The 19,304-nt window shown below is 41.3% G+C and carries 18 protein-coding genes, 1 pseudogene and 1 riboswitch; of the genes and pseudogenes, 3 read left to right on the plus strand and 16 right to left on the minus strand.

Translation table 11 applies throughout. The features are described 5' to 3' along the window. Positions 1-66 precede the first annotated feature (66 nt). Positions 67-879, plus strand: coding sequence for a MerR family transcriptional regulator (locus tag DWX65_RS09900; protein WP_117947553.1), 813 nt, complete (start codon positions 67-69; stop codon positions 877-879). Between the two features lie 46 nt (positions 880-925). Here DWX65_RS09900 and pflA read toward each other — a convergent pair whose 3' ends face one another. From pflA to DWX65_RS09925, 5 genes are all read right to left on the minus strand, one after another. Further along, positions 926-1,660 carry a pyruvate formate-lyase-activating protein gene (gene pflA, locus DWX65_RS09905; RefSeq protein WP_022242704.1) on the minus strand — a complete coding sequence of 245 codons (735 nt, stop codon included), beginning with the start codon at positions 1,658-1,660 and terminating at the stop codon, positions 926-928. Between the two features lie 146 nt (positions 1,661-1,806). Further along, a complete protein-coding gene (gene pflB, locus DWX65_RS09910; protein ID WP_118173363.1) occupies positions 1,807-4,059 on the minus strand; it encodes a formate C-acetyltransferase in 2,253 nt (750 codons plus the stop codon). A gap of 177 nt (positions 4,060-4,236) precedes the next feature. Further along, positions 4,237-4,316: riboswitch (ZMP/ZTP riboswitch) on the minus strand. Positions 4,317-4,399: 83 nt separating this feature from the next. After that, positions 4,400-5,140 (minus strand): amino acid ABC transporter ATP-binding protein, encoded by a 741-nt coding sequence (locus DWX65_RS09915; protein WP_022242706.1) that lies wholly within the window; start codon positions 5,138-5,140, stop codon positions 4,400-4,402. After that, positions 5,130-5,816, minus strand: a complete 687-nt coding sequence (locus DWX65_RS09920) for an amino acid ABC transporter permease (protein WP_022242707.1) — start codon at positions 5,814-5,816, stop codon at positions 5,130-5,132. The genes DWX65_RS09915 and DWX65_RS09920 overlap by 11 nt, the downstream gene beginning before the upstream one ends. A 20-nt stretch (positions 5,817-5,836) precedes the next feature. Next, positions 5,837-6,634: a transporter substrate-binding domain-containing protein gene (locus DWX65_RS09925; RefSeq protein WP_117697968.1), complete on the minus strand. Its 798-nt coding sequence runs from the start codon at positions 6,632-6,634 to the stop codon at positions 5,837-5,839. A gap of 247 nt (positions 6,635-6,881) precedes the next feature. Between DWX65_RS09925 and DWX65_RS09930 the strand changes: the two genes are divergently transcribed. Continuing rightward, positions 6,882-7,745 carry a type II CAAX endopeptidase family protein gene (locus DWX65_RS09930; RefSeq protein ID WP_118173364.1) on the plus strand — a complete coding sequence of 288 codons (864 nt, stop codon included), beginning with the start codon at positions 6,882-6,884 and terminating at the stop codon, positions 7,743-7,745. Here the strand turns inward: DWX65_RS09930 and DWX65_RS09935 are convergent. The 11 genes and pseudogenes from DWX65_RS09935 to DWX65_RS09990 all read right to left on the minus strand — a co-directional run bounded on the left by DWX65_RS09935 (position 7,742) and on the right by DWX65_RS09990 (position 18,506). Next, positions 7,742-10,513, minus strand: a complete 2,772-nt coding sequence (locus DWX65_RS09935; RefSeq protein ID WP_118173365.1) for a DEAD/DEAH box helicase family protein — start codon at positions 10,511-10,513, stop codon at positions 7,742-7,744. The genes DWX65_RS09930 and DWX65_RS09935 overlap by 4 nt on opposite strands. Beyond that, entirely contained in the window at positions 10,510-11,142 is a 633-nt protein-coding gene (locus DWX65_RS09940) for an NUDIX domain-containing protein (RefSeq protein ID WP_242997852.1), read from the minus strand. The genes DWX65_RS09935 and DWX65_RS09940 overlap by 4 nt, the downstream gene beginning before the upstream one ends. A 348-nt stretch (positions 11,143-11,490) precedes the next feature. Beyond that, positions 11,491-11,691: pseudogene (locus tag DWX65_RS09945) on the minus strand (bacteriohemerythrin); the annotation flags it as partial. Beyond that, positions 11,678-12,937, minus strand: a complete 1,260-nt coding sequence (locus DWX65_RS09950) for an HD domain-containing phosphohydrolase (protein ID WP_199535045.1) — start codon at positions 12,935-12,937, stop codon at positions 11,678-11,680. The pseudogene DWX65_RS09945 and the gene DWX65_RS09950, both read right to left, overlap by 14 nt. 8 nt (positions 12,938-12,945) lie before the next feature. Further along, positions 12,946-13,320 (minus strand): desulfoferrodoxin family protein, encoded by a 375-nt coding sequence (locus DWX65_RS09955; protein WP_117947599.1) that lies wholly within the window; start codon positions 13,318-13,320, stop codon positions 12,946-12,948. A 27-nt stretch (positions 13,321-13,347) separates the two neighbouring features. Continuing rightward, positions 13,348-14,292, minus strand: a complete 945-nt coding sequence (locus DWX65_RS09960) for an L-lactate dehydrogenase (protein WP_117841718.1) — start codon at positions 14,290-14,292, stop codon at positions 13,348-13,350. Between the two features lie 27 nt (positions 14,293-14,319). Beyond that, positions 14,320-14,862 carry a rubrerythrin gene (rbr, locus tag DWX65_RS09965; protein ID WP_117947600.1) on the minus strand — a complete coding sequence of 181 codons (543 nt, stop codon included), beginning with the start codon at positions 14,860-14,862 and terminating at the stop codon, positions 14,320-14,322. A 20-nt stretch (positions 14,863-14,882) separates the two neighbouring features. Further along, complete coding sequence (locus tag DWX65_RS09970; protein ID WP_117947557.1) at positions 14,883-15,275, minus strand: Fur family transcriptional regulator; 393 nt, start codon at positions 15,273-15,275, stop codon at positions 14,883-14,885. 129 nt (positions 15,276-15,404) lie between these two features. Further along, positions 15,405-16,154 carry a peroxide stress protein YaaA gene (yaaA, locus tag DWX65_RS09975; protein WP_117947558.1) on the minus strand — a complete coding sequence of 250 codons (750 nt, stop codon included), beginning with the start codon at positions 16,152-16,154 and terminating at the stop codon, positions 15,405-15,407. Continuing rightward, positions 16,154-16,609, minus strand: a complete 456-nt coding sequence (gene bcp, locus DWX65_RS09980; protein ID WP_117947559.1) for a thioredoxin-dependent thiol peroxidase — start codon at positions 16,607-16,609, stop codon at positions 16,154-16,156. Before bcp ends, yaaA begins: the two co-directional genes overlap by 1 nt. A 331-nt stretch (positions 16,610-16,940) precedes the next feature. Further along, positions 16,941-18,506: a GGDEF domain-containing protein gene (locus tag DWX65_RS09990; protein ID WP_242997853.1), complete on the minus strand. Its 1,566-nt coding sequence runs from the start codon at positions 18,504-18,506 to the stop codon at positions 16,941-16,943. A gap of 194 nt (positions 18,507-18,700) precedes the next feature. Between DWX65_RS09990 and bilS the strand changes: the two genes are divergently transcribed. Continuing rightward, entirely contained in the window at positions 18,701-19,213 is a 513-nt protein-coding gene (gene bilS, locus DWX65_RS09995; RefSeq protein WP_118173367.1) for a flavodoxin family protein BilS, read from the plus strand. The last annotated feature ends 91 nt before the right edge of the window (positions 19,214-19,304 follow it).

The raw sequence follows: 19,304 nt of genomic DNA on the forward strand, positions 1-19,304 counted from the left end.
GTCTTATGAATCACTATTTGCTATCATAAACTATATGGTAACCATATAGTCAAGGAGATTTTTTTAATGAGTAGAAATGAATATCTGACCACCGGAGAAGTTGCCAGGATGATGGGCACTACAAAAAATACACTGTTTCACTACGACCAGCTTGGCATTTTTTCACCCGAAGCAAGAGGGGACAATGACTACCGCTACTACACCGTCCGCCAGATGGATGTGTTAGATGCCATTATCACGCTGCGGGAACTTGGCATGCCTCTGCCGGAAATTAAAGAATACATGGAACACCGAAGCCCGGAAAATTATGCCACACTTCTTACGAAAGAAAACGCTGTCATCGAACAGCAGATTCGTGCATTAAAAGAAAAGCAGAAGTGGATTCAAAGACAGCAGAAACGAATTAAAACCAGCCTGACTACAAATCCGGATATCATTGAAGAAGTCTCTCTGCCAGGATTTTATATTGCAGCACACCCTGTCAGTTCTTCCGATGATAAGACCATCTCCGTAAAAGTCAGTGAGCTTCTGAACTCCTATTATGAAAGCAAGGAAACTACCGGTTTTACGGTGCTTTATATCCAGATGGAACGTGACCTTGCCCGGGGTGCCCACAATCTTTATCACGAAGTATGCCTTGCCATGCAGACCCCTCCCAAGAAAATGCCTTACCGGATTCTTCCGGCTTCTAAATGTCTCGCCGCCTATCACCTGGGAGACTGGAATGATATTTCACTCGCTTATGACAGGCTGCGCAGCTACATGAAGCAGCACCAGATTACTTCATCCGATGGCAGATTCTATGAAGAAGAATTGATTAACGCTACCATGACGGATAAACGAAGTGAATATCTTACCCGCATTATCGTCAGAATCTAAAAAGCAGCATTACTTTTTTATTTTCCTGTAATGCTGCTTATCTATTTTACAGTGCCCCAAGAATCTCTTTTGCCCGGTCTATCTGCTCCTTTGTAGGCGGGTCTACGCCTTCTAACTGGTATGGAATTCCAAGTTCCTTCCATTTAAAGACGCCTAAGGTATGATATGGCAGCACTTCCACCCGTTCTACTGTCTTAAGGGTATCAAGAAAACTTCTTAAGCGGTAAAGCTCGTCCTCTTCTGTTGTAATACCCGGCACCAGCACATGGCGGATCCACATTGCTTTGCCATGGTCTGATAAATAAGCTGCCATTTCCAAAATATTCTGATTCGTCTGTCCGGTGAGTTTCCGGTGTGCCGCATCATCCATATGCTTAATGTCTAACATAAAGAGGTCTGTATATTTCATCAGCTCATCAAATTTACTTTTAAATGGTTCTTCCAAGGAAAATGGATTGCCAGAGGTATCGAGACAGGTATTTACCCCTTTTTCTTTTGCCAGCCGGAACAGTTCTGTCACGAAATCTATCTGTAAAAGAGCCTCTCCACCGCTTACGGTGATTCCGCCCTTTTCTTTCCAATAAGTTTTGTAGCGAAGTGCCTTTTTTAACACTTCTTCCGGTGTCATCAGCTCTCCGCCATCTTTCGCCCAGGTATCCGGGTTATGGCAGTACTGACATCTCATGTTACAGCCTTTTAAAAATACAATATATCTTACACCCGGCCCGTCTGCCGAGCCAAAGCTTTCTACGGAATGGATGCGTCCTTTTATTTCACTCATATTGCCTCCTATACACCAAAATACTTACGGCTGCTTAACAACCTACGATAAAAATGTGCAGGCTTTTTTCATTAAGCCTGCACATTCTGCTTTACCTGAATCGCGGAAAAATCGTATGTTCCCCGCAGTTCGGTTACTGTCTTAAATTACATACGCTCATGACAGGTACGGGCAATAACATCAAGCTGCTGCTCTTTTGTCAGGTCGATGAACTTAACTGCATAGCCGGATACACGGATTGTGAAGTTTGCATACTCTTCTTTCTCCGGATGCTCCATTGCATCAATAAGCTTTTCTTTGCCAAATACATTAACATTCAGATGATGAGCACCCTGGTCAAAGTATCCGTCCATTACATTTACAAGATTATCGATTCTTTCCTGCTCGTTGTTTCCAAGTGCGCCAGGATTGATGGTCTGTGTATTGGAAATACCATCCAATGCCCACTCATATGGAAGCTTGGTCAGAGAGTTTAAGGAAGCTAAAAGTCCGTTCTGCTCTGCACCGTAAGATGGGTTAGCTCCCGGTGAAAGCGGTTCGCCGGCTTTACGTCCATCCGGCATAGCTCCGGTTGCTTTACCATATACTACGTTAGAAGTAATGGTAAGGATAGAAGTTGTAGGCTCAGAATCACGATAAGTATGATGTTTCTTTAATTTATCCATGAAAGTCTTAAGCAGCCATACTCCGATTTCATCGGCACGGTCATCATCATTTCCGTATTTCGGGAAGTCTCCTTCGATTTCGAAGTCTTTTGCAAGTCCGTTCTCATCACGTACGACTTTTACTTTTGCATATTTGATTGCAGAAAGAGAATCGATAACATGTGAAAATCCTGCAATACCGGTTGCAAAGGTTCTCTTTAAGTCGGTATCCATCAGAGAAAGCTCTGCTGCTTCATAGTAATATTTATCATGCATATACTGAATCAGGTTCAGTGTATTTACATAGATGTCTACTAACCAGTCCATCATCTTGTCATATTTTGTCATTACTTCATCATAGTCAAGATATTCAGCTGTAATTGGTGCGTAGTTTGGTCCTACCTGCTCGCCTGATTTCTCATCAACACCACCGTTGATTGCGTAAAGCAGACATTTTGCAAGGTTTGCACGAGCGCCGAAGAACTGCATCTCTTTACCTGTCTGTGTAGCAGATACACAGCAGCAGATTGCGTAATCATCGCCCCATACCGGTTTCATTGCATCATCGTTCTCATACTGGATTGAGCTTGTTTCAATCGAGATACGTGCTGCATAATCACGGAAGGTCTGTGGCAGTCTGGATGAATAGAATACAGTAAGATTTGGTTCCGGTGCCGGTCCCATATTCTCTAAAGTATGAAGGAAACGGAAGTCTGTCCTGGTTACCATGGAACGTCCGTCTACACCTGTTCCTGCTACATCAAGGGTTGCCCATACAGGGTCACCGGAGAATAACTGGTTATAAGAAGGAATACGTGCGAATTTAACCATACGAAGTTTCATTGTGAAATGGTCAATCAGCTCCTGAGCCTGCTGCTCGGTAAGAATTCCCTTATCCATATCTCTCTTAATATAAATATCAAGGAAAGTAGAAACACGTCCTACTGACATTGCTGCACCGTTCTGTGTCTTGATTGCTGCAAGGTATCCGAAGTATAACCACTGAACAGCCTCTTTTGCATTGGTTGCAGGTCTTGAAATATCATATCCGTAAATCTCAGCCAGTTTCTTCATGTCTTCCAGACATTTAATCTGCTCTGCAATTTCTTCTCTTAAACGGATGACATCATCTGTCATCTGTCCGCATCCGCAGTTGGCTTTGTCCTTCTTCTTCTCAGCGATTAAGTAATCCAGTCCGTATAATGCTACACGACGGTAATCACCTACAATACGTCCACGACCGTAGGTATCCGGAAGACCTGTTAAAATCTTAGCATGACGAACCTTCATCATTTCCGGTGTATAAGCATCAAATACTGCTGTATTGTGTGTCTTATGATACTTGGTGAAAATTTCTTTTAATTTATCATTTACTTCATAACCGTAGGTCTCACATGCCTGAACAGCCATCTTGATTCCACCATATGGCATGAAAGCTCTCTTTAATGGTTTGTCAGTCTGAAGACCAACTACCTGCTCTAAATCTTTTAAGCTTTCATCGATATATCCCGGACCATAAGCTGTAATTCCGGTTACAACCTCTGTCTCCATATCAAGAACGCCGCCCTTGGCGCGCTCTTCTTTCTGTAATTTCTGAAGTGCATCCCATAGCTTGTTGGTTGCATCTGTCGGCTCAGCTAAAAAGCTCTCATCTCCATCATATGGAGTGTAGTTGTCCTGAATGAACTGACGAACATTGATTTCTTCTTTCCAGAGACGTCCTTCGAATCCATCCCACTCTTTCATTTCAATCATTACGATATCCTCCTAAAAATATACTCAGCATGAACACTGAATGGTTACTAATTAGAATTAGTCTTGTTTAACCTTAGTTAGTATATACTGACTGTCATTTTTTTGTCAATACGTTTTGATGTTCAAAAAATCATACAAAACATCATGTAAATACAAGAAAACGAGCCAGTCCTCCAGGTTCATCGCCCAGACGGTCGGCTCGTTTTCGTTATACTTCATGTGGTTTTTCCACTTATCCGTCAGTCATATAACGGTTTTATCATAGACTATTTCTTTTCTGATTGCAATAGCTTATGAAAACTTTTTATCAACTATTTTTACCATTTTATCTGTTCTTTTCCTACAATACTTTGGAAAGGAAGTCGCAAAGACGCGGATTCTGTGGATTGGCAAAGAATTCTGCCGGTGTATTCTCTTCCTGAATCTGTCCTTCATTGATAAACATGACACGGCTTGCCACTTCTCTTGCAAATCCCATCTCGTGTGTTACTACTACCATGGTCATGCCATCCTGTGCCAGTTCTTTCATAATCTCTAAGACTTCTCCTACCATTTCCGGATCCAGTGCGGAAGTCGGCTCGTCAAATAACATGACATCCGGATTCATTGCCAGTGCTCTTGCAATTGCAATACGCTGTTTCTGTCCACCGGAAAGCATTGCCGGATAGGTATCTGCTTTATCAGACAGTCCGACTCTCATCAAAAGCTCGTCCGCACGCTTAGATGCCTCTTCCTTATTCATAAGTCCGGTCTGAACCGGTGCCAGCATGATATTTCCTTTTACGGTATAATTTGGAAACAGATTGAACTGCTGGAATACCATTCCAATCTTCTGACGCATCTTGTTGATGTCTACGGATTTATCCGTGATATCTGTTCCTTCAAAAGTAATCACACCGGAAGTCGGCTCCTCTAAAAGATTTAAGGAACGTAAGAATGTAGATTTACCACAACCGGATGGTCCGATGATGGCTACTACCTCTCCCTGGGCGATTTCTGTGGAGATACCATTTAATACATTTACATTTCCAAAGGATTTACACAAATCCTTTACTTCAATCAATACCTTCTTATCGCTCATTTGTTCTCAACCTCGTTTCCAGTTTATGTACACCAGCCGTTAAAATCATAACGATTATCAGGTAGATAATTGCAACACCGAACAATGGTAAGAACGGGTCATAGGTCTGGCTACGGATGATATCGCCACCCTTTGTCAAATCCGGGATTGCAATATATCCACTGATGGAAGTCTCTTTCAGTAAGGTAATAAACTCATTTGCCAGTGCCGGAAGTACATTCTTAAATGCCTGTGGCAGAATAATCAGACGCATGGTCTGCGAATAATTCAGTCCGAGGCTTCGTCCAGCTTCAAACTGTCCTTCGTCTACAGACATGATTCCGGAACGTACAATCTCTGCCACATAGGCAGCCGAATTCAAACCAAAAGCGATTACAGCCACTGCAATCTTATTATCGAGTGCAACCAGAATAATATAGTACATAATCAAAAGCTGTACCATCGTAGGGGTTCCACGCCATATGGTAAGATACACTTTACATATAAAATTCAAAACATTTAATCCACCATGTTTATCATGGGTGGAACGGATAATTGCGACTAAAAATCCAACCACAATACCCAGAAGTACTGCAAGCACTGCAATAAGCAGTGTATTGCCAAGACCACGTAACAGATAAAGATATCTGTCTTTCTCTATAAAATCCTGTTGAAAGCTGCTTAAAAAATCGCTCAAGGTCTTTCCTCCTATACCGATTATTTATTTCTTACTACAATAACCTGGCTTGCTGTTGCATAAGTATCTGTAAAGTCAATGTTCTTAAGACGGTCTTCTGTTACAGTCATTCCTGCTGCACCAAAATCTGCTTTACCGGAAGATACTGCTGCGATGATTGCATCAAATTCCATATCTTCAATCTCTAAATCATAACCAAGCTTGTCACAGATTGCTTTTGCGATATCTGCATCGATACCAACTACGTTGTCACCATCATAATATTCGTATGGCTCAAACTGCGCATTGGTTGCCATGGTAAGTTTTCCGTTTGGATATTCTGTTCCCTCCGGAGTCTCATATGGATGCTCTCCTGTTTCATCACCAATATAGTTGCTGATGATAGTATCGATTGTTCCATCTGCTTTTAACTCTTCGATTGCTTTGTTGAATTTGTCTGTTAAATCTGTGTTATCTTTTGCGATACAGATTGCATATTCCTCTGCGTCAAAGGTATCATCTAAAATTTTCAAGTCATCATTCTTCTCAACAAATGCCTCTGCAGGCTGCTTGTCGATGATTACACAATCAATTTTACCGGTCTTTAATGCCTGAATTGCATCAGAACCTTTGTTGTAACGCTCTACGGTGCTTCCTTCGTCCTCATATGCTGTTGCATCGGCATCTCCGGTTGTTCCAAGCTGAACACCGATTTTCTTTCCCGGAAGGTCATCCTTGGAATTTACTGTGTTTGCAGCTACAGATGAGCCACATCCTACCATTGCTACTGTCATTGCTGCAGTTAATAAAAGTGCTGCAAATTTCTTCATGTTCTTCATATTTATTCCTCCTCTGATTATAATTATGTGAATTTATATTTCATACAACATCATAAAATATATCAACATAACGCCTAGTATAGCATGATTCCGCCTATTTCACAAGTACCCGGAGAGTATTTATCTGCATTTAAAAATACATTTTTCCATGTATTTTTAAACAGGCAGTACCTCAGTAGTTTGCATATTCGCTTCATAATTGTTATAATGTGCCAAGAAAAGTGATGATACTTGAGGAGGTTTTTTCATGAAGCGATTTGGCAGAATTATGTTCTGTTTTCTTCCGGCTCTGCTGGCATTTGGCCTGCAGCAGCTTATCTCCATTCCGGCAGTGGGGCTTGCCCTGCTGGGTGGTTTTTATACCAAAGGGGCAACTTCTATCGATGACTGTATGGATGCATTTTTAAATATTATTTCCACCGCCAATTTTAATGCCGGTGTCAGTGCAGCCTACGGTACTGTTGCCCTTGTGGTATTTGCCTACTGGTATTATAAAAAGTTCCGGCAGACAGAACCGGAAAATGTACGGAAACCATTTAATATTCCGGTTATCTTCGGCATTCTTATTACTGCAGTAGGATTACAGTATATTACCAATTACATTGTATCTTTTACTGCAGCCATTAACCCGCACTGGCTGGAATATTACAGTAACCTGGTAGAATCGGTGGGACTGGATGAGCCTTCCCCGATTCTGGTTCTCTATTCCGTTCTGATTGGACCTGTCTGTGAAGAACTGATTTTCCGTGGACTGACTTTGAAATATGCAAAAAGAGCAATGCCTTTCTGGGTTGCGAACTTCTTGCAGGCACTGCTCTTTGGTGTGTTCCATATGAATATGATTCAGGGTGTTTATGCCTTTGTGGTAGGAATTGTTCTTGGATTTATCTGCGAGAAAAGCCGCAGCATTTATCCTTCCATGCTTTTCCATATCCTCTTTAACATCTGGGGAACCTTCTCTCCGGACTGGTTTATGTATAAAGCAGATACCGTTCCGTTCTTCTTCCTGTGGTTCTTCGTTGGTACAGGATTACTGGTTGCAGGACTGTTCCTCTTTTTCTTTGGAGTAAATAAAAAGTATCCGAAAATTGAAAATTCTTATTATTCTTAATATCCTTTTGCAATTTTCTTTCCCTGCAAAAGGCTCTGGTTTTGATTTACAAAGGAGCGTGTCCGCTCTTTTAATAATAATTTTCGTCCTTCCGGGGTTCTTGTATATACCACATGGTATGGTCCAAGAGCCCTTTTCATATGTTTTTCAAAAATCAGGGCACGTTCCTTTTGTCTTCCGAATATTTCCGGGACACTGTAACACTCTCTTGATGTGCCAAAGATTTTTTCCCGGATAAGAAGATATCTTGGATTATCAATAACACCCCACAATTCTTCCATGCAGGCAGAATAGGTTGTCTTATCTCTGGTGGTTCCACCTTTAAGCCAGGTACCTACCACAAGTCCGTTAAAGGATTCTACTTCTGTCCTGCAATGGGCACCATCCTCTAATTCCCCGCATTCCCTCAATGCATCTAGCATTGCTTCGCTAAGCTGTTTCATCCGTCTTGCCGGGGTGCTGAATTTAAACAGACGTATCCCCTGATAGACAATTCCGGCAAATGCGGCTAACAGCGCAATTCCAAGTAACAGGAAAGCCGGATGATTACCAAGCTTCTGTGCCATCATTCTTCCACTCATTAAGAGCATTGCAAGTATTACCTGTATGATTTCTATGCAGACCGCATTAATAAAGATATATCCGGTTTCTATTTCTTTTGCTGCAATTTCATCTATCTGTTCTATTTCCATCTGATTTCGCACTTCCTGTAAGGACTGGTTCCATCGCAGCCTCAATGCATTTCTGTCCTTTGCACGCTCAAGCATCATGCGGTTTGCTTTATCTACCTCATATTTTGATGTTATCTTTGGAATGTCCAGCCGACCGATTCCGCTTTCGATTACATCTTCCCTGCAGGATACTCCTAAAAATGATTCAAACCGGCGTTCCAGCATTTCATAATCGCCCTCTGCATCGGTATTACTCTGCTGTCCCCGCTCTTTTGGAAAAATACAGGCAAGGTGCCAGATGTTTCCGGTCTTATCCGGCTGCTCTCTATCGGTACGGATTGCTCTTCCACGCATCTGGTTACTCAGCATAAAAGACCCTACATAAGTTGCCAGTATCAGGGAATTGATGCACGGTGCATCCCAGCCTTCTCCCAGCAATGACTTGGTTCCAATCAGTGTATGAATCTCTCCCTGGCGGAATAACTCCGTCACAACAGCTACGGTGTGGGTACTCTTTCCTTTTATCATAAGCTGTCCGTATCCGATATCTCCCAGTGGATTTAACGTTCCGCTGCAGCCATACTGTGCCAGCAATTCCGGCAGTTTTGCTTCCACTGCCATTGGAACGATTATCACTGTTCCGCTCAGTACACCCAGCCGGATTCCAGTCATGTTCTGCCGCCTTAAATATTCAAAAATCGGCACTGCACCAAGCTCTGTAACCAGTGTATCTTTACTTCCAATCTCCGGCAATTTGTCTTTCTTAATATAATCGCAGAGAACCAGAAGGCGTAAATCATTTCCCAGTGCCTCATACTCAGCCTGCACAATGGTATGGATGCTCTCCATCTTTCCCTGGCTTTTCATAAGTACCTTTTTTATGGCTTCATTATCCCGCAGTGCAACCTTGTTCCGGTAGATGGCTCCTGCCTCTTTTAATTCCTGCAGCAGGCTTTCCCGCTCTGCTTCCATCATGGTATAGGACTCTCTGTCCTCATAAAGAACACCCTGCAGTAACACTTCCATCCAGTGTGCATCCATTCCCGGCAGCTTTCCCTTTGTTCCGATGAGCTTCCTTAAATAACCGGAAAATGGAATCCCTTTTGCCTGGCAGTATACCAGCAGTGCTGTAAAATACTCCGGTTTATCTAAGAACCGCTCACTGTATTCTTCCGGATGCATAAGCCCCTGATGGGAAGATACGATTCTTCGCAATGTCTCATCTGCCATCATTTTCTGCACCTGCATCTGCATCCGCTTCTGATGTTCCCTGACATATGCTTCCTCTTCTCTTGTCGGCCAGTTAAAATAAACGTAGTCCTGATGCGGACAGAGGCTTCCTTCTTTTACCAGTTCCGGCGTAAAGATTTCTTCATCAATCGGTCCGCACATATCGATATAACGCTTCCACTGTGCCGGTGTGCTGTCATATGGCGGTGTTGCTGTCAATGCAATGATTTTCACATCCGGCAGCTTGTCTAAGAAAGTCTCCAGTGCCTTCCACCACTCACTACGAAGGTGATGTGCCTCATCCAGACAAATTGTTGTAATACCGGCTTCCTTTACTGCCTTAAAAATATCGAAATCCCGGTAGTCAACCTGCTCCGTTTCCTTCTCTCCATCTGCTTCTTCTGTCACTCCGCCGGCTGCCACTTTACTGTCTGCCGCATCTACTCCATCCACCGCTTCACTGGCTGCTGCATCTTCCTCTGCCGCTTCCCCGCTGTCCTCTTCCAGTGTGCCCTGCTCCCGCTTCATGGCACTGTACAATGCCTGATAAGTCGTTGCAGTCATCTGTTTCATCTGTTTCAAATTATTGGATAATATTTCCTGTGGATCTGCCTCTTCGGTTAAGAAGCCCTCCTGTATACGCATCAGCCATTGCTGGCGGATGGTAATGCTAGGTGAAAAAATAAGGCAGGGTGCTCCCAGCCTCCGAATCAGTTCTATTCCAAGTGTAGTCTTGCCGGAACCCGGCGCTGCCACAATATGTATCTTTCCATCCTTCAAATACTGCTGTGCATGTAAGAGTACTCTTTCCTGATAATCTCTCCACTTTCCCCGAAATTGCAGGATTCCCTCATATCCTGTGTTCATAAATTTCCCTCCATCAACATTTTAATAAATGCAGTATCGCGATATATCCACGGTTCCTTCGAAAATGGCTCATTTGCTTTTACAATCTCTTCCGGTGTCATCCATTCCAGATGATAGCCTTTTGCCTTCTCGCTTTCTGTCATATGCGGTTCTGTTGTTCTCTCCTTAACTGCACAGGCAAAGAAATAGGTGTGACAGTGATATATTTTATCTGTTTCAAATAAATCACGGCGTTTTTCTTCTATCTCGCCCAACAGCTGCATACTTCCCGGGCATAATATCAAGCCGCCCTCTTCTAATACTTCTCTGGAAAGTGCCGTTTCAAAATCTTCCTCACCATCCATGCCGCCGCCTAATATTTTGCAGTCCCCTGCCCTTCCGCGCTGGACTGCAATTTTTCCATTCTTTTCTATGATTGCCCGGACGCACTTTCTTTCAAATACTGGCATGCCATCCTCATAATCTTTTTTATCTAATACCAGAAGTATCTTACTTTCCGTCATTTTCGTTTCCTCGCTCTTGTCAAAGTTACCTAATCTGCCCACTGAAAACTGTTTACCATGGTCTCTGCTGTCCGTATAGGTACCTTCACCATTTACCTGGGCATCACTGCCCTGCACCTGCATCATAAGCTGTGAAAGAATAGTCCTTTGTATTAATTTCTCACCATAATATGTAATGTCGGTTGAAATCGCATTACTAATAGCTAGTATACCATAAACATACTGTTTTTGGGAAGAAATGTCCTATTTCATCCAATAAACAGCTATCTTGTCGCTTTCTACTCTCCAAAGTCATAGTAAGCAGTTGGTTTATCACCAAAGATACCTCCTCTTACTGCCAGCACAAAGTTTCGCTTAGCAAGCACTTGATGCGTTTCTTCTACGTATGCATATTGTCAAGTGTATGTGTCATATTTTATATTCAAAATAAAAAAGGCTGCTACTCTCTAAAAAATAACAACCTTTCTTACTATATCAGCCTTTTGGAATTTGACCATCGACATACAGAATGTGATTAACTAACCACTCTGTGAGATATTTTAAAATTCCCATAATCTGTTCATCTTGATCTTCTACCTCATCATTGTGATGTTCCATAAATTCATCAAGTTTATGTATAAATTCCTGATGTTGAACTTTCTGTGTAAATATCTTCTTATAATTAATAGATTCCACCAAAACATTTCCTAATTTTCCTGGAAATATCAGAATCAACAAAACCTTTCTTCGCCATGTCATCGAGCATCTCACACGTTTTTTCGTGCGATAAACCTTTCTTATATGGTCTGTCCTCGGTTAATGCCTGATAAATATCAATACATGCCATAATACGTTCCGGCTCATTTAATTCAGCTGCGGTTTTTCCAAAAGGATACCCTTTTCCATTTAATTTTTCATGATGGAAAGCTGCCCAGTCTCGTATTTCTTCAAAATCATTAACCTCTGATAATATAAGGTATGTATAGCCAGCATGATTCTTCATTTTTGAAAATTCATCTTCCGTAAGCTTATCCGGTTTTTCCAAAATTTCATTGCCTACTGCCATCTTCCCAATATCATGCAGTGCACCAGCCAGATAAATTTTTTGCACATTAATAGAATCATATCCGATATATTGAGCAAAAAAAGCTGCTTTTTCAGCCACTCCTATAGAATGTCTGCTTGTAAAAGAAGATTTATAATCTACAATCTTTGCAAAAAAATCTGCAACATTTTTACACGTTTTCCAATCAAAAACCCGTTTTTGTCTTGGGATAATCTCCCATAGCTTCATTTCAAAAGAATTATCACTTAAACATATAAATGATTCAGAATGTGTGAATGCATGAAAAAAGGCATTCACACATTCTGAATCGAATAATCCATCCCTATTTTTTAAAAGGTACTGACATATAAAATTCCAACTGTTATTTCCAGTTCCCGTGTTATTTCCTATAATATCAATGGTATCTGCAAGATGAATAATCCTTGCAAACAACGGAATTTCATTCCACTTTTTTTGAAAAGGACCTGTTCCATCGGCATGTTCATGATGATACAAAATCACATTTGACACATCTGTTTTAAATGGAATTTTAGTAATATTTTTTTCTCCATAAATACAATGAAGATTTGTTTTTTTCTCGGATAAATCTTTTTTACAATTAATAACGGAATCCTTTTTCAGTTCTTCCGAAATATATTGTGTCAAAGCATTATCATGCAGTAAAGCACACATGGCTAAATCTTGTAATTCATCACCTTGAATTTTCCAATATTCAGCCATGCATATACTTATATAAGCCACTCTTTTTCCATGTTTGTTTTTGATATTCACCAACTCTGCTTCTATACAGTCCAAAGCATAAGAACAGGCTCCTGCAAGTCCGATGATATCTATACTTAGTTCTTCTTTCATTGGTATAATCCTATCATAATACATTTATGTTTTTAGCATTTCCATAATCCATGCAGGTTACAATATGCATATACTTCTTCTACCTGTTCACCATCGCAAAGATAAAAATCTGCTACCGGCTCCTGCCCTGGATTTAACTGTTTTCTGTATATTCCCTGGTTTGTATTTAATGTAATCCACTCAATAAAATGCTCTTCAAGCATTGGATGTTTTGTCTCTCCGACCACGACATGAATATGACTGCCTTCTATCGTATATACAGGTACATGCTTCTCGACAGCGGCATCTGTCACTCCGGCTTTTAATTCCTGCATAGGTTCTCCGCAACAAATTACAGGTACACCCTTATCCTTTACCTTTTCAACAATGTTTCCACAATGCTTACAAATATAATATCTTACTTCCATGCCTTTTTCTCCTTCCATGTGTAAAATTTATAATTCAATTGTCTCCATAATCTTTTTCAATGAATCTGCAGATTCCTTAAGCTTTAACGCTTCCTCTCCACTTAAATTAATAGGTATATCAGACTCAATACCATCTGCACCTACAATAGCTGGCATACTTAACGATACTCCGTCAATATCATATACTCCATGCATCATGTGTGATACAGGAAGTATTGATTTTTCATCTCTCATAATCACTTCGCAGATTCTTTTTACAGACATTGCAATTCCATAATATGTAGCGTGCTTTTTGTTTATAATCTCATAAGCACTGTTTTTGACTGCTGTAGCTATTTCTGCCGTGTTTTCCTTGTGCTTGTAATGTCCACGCATTTCACACATTTCACTTAATGGAACACCAGATACATTGGCTGATGACCATGCTACAACTTCGCTGTCTCCATGCTCACCTACTATAAATGCATGAACACTCCTGCTGTCCACAGATAAATGCTCACCAAGCTTATATCTTAATCTAGCACTATCTAACACAGTACCCGATCCAATAACCCTGTTTTCTGGAAGTCCTGATAACTTTATGGCTACCTGAGTCAGGATATCTACCGGATTCGCAACTACAAGCATGATACCTGCAAAATTTCTCTTTGCTATTTCAGGAATGATTGACTTAAATATTGCTACATTTTTATTTACGAGATCAAGCCTTGTCTCTCCCGGTTTCTGTCCCGCTCCGGCAGATATGACAACAATTGCAGCATCAGCCACATCATCATAATCTCCGGCATATATTTTCATCGGACTCGCAAATGGAATACCATGACTGATATCCATCGCTTCTCCTTCTGCCTTGTTCTTATCTGCATCGATAAGGACAATCTCTGTAAACAAGCCACTCTGCATCAGAGCAAATACCGATGCAGAACCAACAAAGCCACAGCCTATCATTACTGCTTTTTTTGAATTAATCACTTTCTTCTTCGTAATAATCTCATCTCCTTAATAATTCTCTTCATGTACTTCAAAATAGCTCTGTGGATGATTACATACCGGACATACTTCAGGCGCCTTAGTTCCTACCACAATATGTCCGCAGTTACGGCATTCCCATACCTTAACTTCGCTCTTTTCAAATACCTGTGCAGTTTCAATATTCTTAAGAAGTGCACGATATCTTTCCTCATGGTGCTTCTCAATCTCACCTACTGCCCTGAATTTTGCTGCAAGCTCAGGGAATCCTTCTTCCTCAGCTGTTTTAGCAAAGCCTTCATACATATCTGTCCACTCATAATTTTCGCCTTCTGCCGCTGCCGCCAGGTTTTCCTTTGTGTCACCAATTCCTGCTAATTCCTTGAACCACATCTTTGCATGTTCTTTCTCATTATCTGCAGTCTTTAAAAACAATGCTGACATCTGCTCGTAACCTTCCTTTTTCGCTACAGAAGCAAAATAGGTATACTTATTTCTTGCCTGTGATTCCCCTGCAAATGCCTCCTGCAAATTCTTCTCTGTCTGTGTTCCTGCATATTTGTTTGCTGCCATCTCTTTTACCTCCATTTTCTTTACAACTTTTTCTCCCTGCATTTTTGGCAAATGCCTTTAAATGAAATATCATAATCCACAAATTCAATTCCATGAGTGTTATGAATTCTTTCCAGCAAATCCGGTATTTGATCCATATCCACATCAAAAATTTCACCGCACTTTATACATCTTACATGGTAATGATTTTTCAATGTAAAATCAAATCGGTTCGGTCCATCCGGAACTTCAACCTTTCTTAATGCACCTTCCTCTACCAATATATCAAGATTTCTATATACAGTTCCTTTTCCAATTGTTGGATATGCTTCTTTTATAAATTCATACACTTCATTTGCCGTAACGTGTCTTCTCATTTCGTATACGGCATTTCTTACAAGATCTTTTTGAATGGTATTTCTCCTACTTGTCATTTGTCCTCCTTATTAGGATTACTTCTTAATAAGGATTATATGTCACTATTATCCTGTTGTCAACAAGAAAATAGTAATAATTCTCATTATTATAAAAGATGCCAAACTGAGCATCTTTTACCTGAATAACTATTTTATTTTGCGTTCAAATACATATTCTGAATCTGAAGATAAATCAGACCTAAACGAATATCCGAGTCTGTCAAATTTCTGAATCTCCATCGGATTTTCAATATTATTTTCCGCTATGAATCTGACCATTTCACCACGAGCCATCTTGGCATAGGTACCTTTTGTTACCAATTTATCTCCGGATAACTCACAAAATACAATCGTAATATATCTGTCCTGTGGTGTCAGATACTTTTCTATACATTTTGAGTATTCTTTTGATGCAAGATTAATGATAATCCTACTGTCATCGATTACTGCACGGTATAACAATTCTCCCCAGTACTCATACAGATTTTTTGCATCTCCAATTCCAACCTTTGCCTGCATTTCAAGACGATAAGGAGTCACACCATCCATTGGTTTTAAAATGCCATAAAACGCAGACAAGATTCTTAAATGATTTTGCAAATACTCAAACTGCTGGATTTCAAACACAGACGGTGCCATATATTGAAATGCAATCCCTTCATATGCTAAAACAGCCGGAGTAAGCCTGTTATAAAGATCCATATTTTCCAATCTGTTAAAGTTCTGCTCTGCAATCTTGTCATTACATTTCCAGATAGCTTTCAGTTCTTCTTTTGATTTGCTTTTCATCCAGTTTAATACTTCTGCTGTCTTATCAATATAGACAGGCAGTTCAACCGGTGCTAAGTTATCGGTATCTACAATCATCTTTTTTGCAGGTGATAAAATAATCTTCATTATGCCAATTCCTTAAGCATATTTTCAGGATCATCTGCCGCCTTGACTTTATCATTTGCCTTTATAATGATTCCCTGCTCATCAATAAGATATGTAGTTCTTACTACACCCATAGATACTTTTCCATAATTTTTCTTTTCTTTCCAGACATCATATGCTTCAATAACTTTACGCTCCGGATCTGCTAATAGCGTAAATGCCAGTCCGTATTTTTCTTCAAATCTCTTGTGAGACGCTACAGAGTCCTTGCTTACTCCGAGAATAACAGCTCCCTTCTCAGTAAACTGTGGATAACGCTCAGAAAAGCCACATGCCTGCTTCGTACATCCTGGTGTATTATCCTTTGGATAAAAATATAGGATCACTTTTTTTCCTGCATAATCGCTTAATTTATGCATTTTTCCATTCTGATCCGGCAATTCAAAGTCCGGTGCTTTTTTTCCTACTTCTAACATATTTTATTCCTCCAAATTGATTAATCTGTTTCCAAAATAAATATCTCTGGATCATTAACAATATTATACATTCCATCCATTACTTCCGACAAGCAGGGAAAGAAAAATAATCAATCCAAATACAAAAGGATGTATCACGATAATTCTTGCATTACCTTGACACATCCTTTCGTGTTGTATTTTTTATTCTTCTTAATGACAGCTATGGTTTCCACATCCATGCTCACCACATGTATGTCCATCCCCATGGAACACGGAAGGTCCAGAATCGTTTGATGGCTTCACGCAAGGATGATGCTCCGGTGATTGCCTCCAGGTCATTTTTTCTGGCCTATGCATCCGTCTGCTGTTCCTCAAGCTTCTCATAAAACCGGTAACTGTTCTTACCATTCTGTTTGACATAATACAATGCCTTGTCCGCTCTCATATAATATTCTTCAAAGTTTCCTCCCTGTCTGCACATGCACAGACCGCAGGACAGGGATGCCGGTGAAGTCTCTACCGTGAGATTTTTTGCCGCACCAAAGCTTTCAAACAGCTTTCTCATCCGCATGTTCATCTCTTCTTCTGATGCCTCCGGCAGATAGAACAGGAATTCATCTCCTCCCAGCCGGCAGACCACTGCGTTCTCCATGCACTCTGTGAGCATTGCTCCTACCAGCCTGAGAGCACGATCCCCCGCCTTATGTCCATAGACATCGTTGATCTTCTTAAGATTATCCATATCGACAAATCCCAGACAGCCATCATGCTCCTGCATTTTCTCAAGGATCAGCTTTTCACCCTTATGACGCATAGGAAGACCTGTCAGATAATCCAGGCTTTCCCTGGCCTCTCTCTGCCTGGCCAGCTCCAGCTCGCGGATGCGGTCCATTGTCTGGATCAGCGTAACGACCAGCAGGACCACCAGTCCGGTTGCGATAAAAATCCCTGACATTGACACCACTCGATACACCTCTGTCACCTCCAGCATGACTGCAATCATGGCAGCTACCAGTCCGATCAGCGGAAGCTTGTAATGTTTCGCCGTTCCCTTGATGAGATCCCGGAAAATGGTGATAAATATTGTCAGGAACGTTCCTGCGATCACTAGGTGGGACAAGAACATTGTCGAGATAAAATCTGCGATATTCAGTAGCTGTAAGGATGTGCATAGTACAAAGTTCACACAGGTGATACACTCTGCCACATGATAGACCTTCCGGTACCTTCCCTGCTGCACACTGTCAATATAGAACATGAGCGGAACCGGGCAGAGCATCACAACGAAGAAGCACATATTCGACAGAATAGAAGCATTGGAAACGAACAGCTGGCGCAGCTTCGATTCTCCCAGCATCCACACTGCTCCCAAAATCATGCACCATCCCAGGTACTCCAGATCAAATCTCGTCTTATATATAATATCAAGCACCAGACTGATGATCAGCACGACCAGTCCGGCAAACAGCATGGTGCAGGCGATCAGAGTTACCATAAAATAGCAGTGGAGCATATATGCCCAGATATCTGATTTGTCCCCACAATATACCGTGTTGACGACACCGGAATACTTGTCGGTAAAGGACTGCAGTTCAATCCGCACTTCCTGCCCCGCATCCTCGCCGGATGTCTCGCAGAACACATACCCACTGGCAGAATTTTTCCCAAAAGGTCTGGTATTCTCCGTATCATACAACGCCCTCAGTTCCCCACCGATGTAAATGCGCACATTCTCCAGAGAGGACCTGATGGCGATCGTATTTTCATGATAATCCTGTGGGAGCACTGACCGGATGACCAGAGGCTCTCCGGCAGGCACATCACATTTGCCCGGAACCGGGATTTCCTCTTTGGTTCCGTCTGCCAGCACCCGGTAAAAGGTTCCGGTATAAGTAATGCTTTCCTCCGTGACCATTTCCCTTATCGGGGTTCTGTCCATGATTTTTCCCCCACTTATGAACAAGTTTATCACAAGCGGCAGGAAAAGCAACTATCCATTTCGCTCTGTAAAATGTTTATGGAAAATTCATTCGACAAATCATGCTTTCCGAGCTAAAATAGGAATGCGATATGATAATTTCATGATCCTATGAAAGGAGACAACATGATATGAAGAATAAAAAATATTCCATCGTTTATAGCAGCTTAACAGGTAATACCAAGGTGCTGGCTGATGCAATCCACGAGGCATTACCTCAGGATGAATGTGAGTATTTCGGTGTGTCCGACACAGTGATTCCTTCTTCCGAACTGCTCTATATCGGATTTTGGACAGACAAGGGAAATGCAGATACCAAGACATTACAGCTATTATCACAGTTAAAGAATAAACAGATTTTTCTGTTTGGAACTGCTGGCTTTGGTGGCAGTGATATCTATTTCCGGAAAATCCTGAATCAGGTTAAGCAGTTCGTTGATGCAAGTAATATTATCGTCGGAGAGTATATGTGTCAGGGCAGAATGCCACAGTCTGTCCGGGAACGCTACTTGAAAATGAAGGATGCTCCCGATCATCCGGCAAATCTTGATGTATTGATCCAGAATTTTGACTGTGCATTGTCTCACCCTGATGCAGATGACCTGGAGAGACTCAGACAAGCCGTTAGGAACTCATCCTTCTGATAAGACCATAAAATAAGGCAGCCCCACATATCTGAGGCTACCTTACTCTCGGGTTATAGGACAAAACGTGTTGATGGCTAATCCCATTCTG

Source organism: Roseburia sp. AF20-18LB (assembly GCF_003461185.1).
GTDB classification, from domain to species: Bacteria; Bacillota; Clostridia; order Lachnospirales; family Lachnospiraceae; genus Roseburia_C; species Roseburia_C amylophila.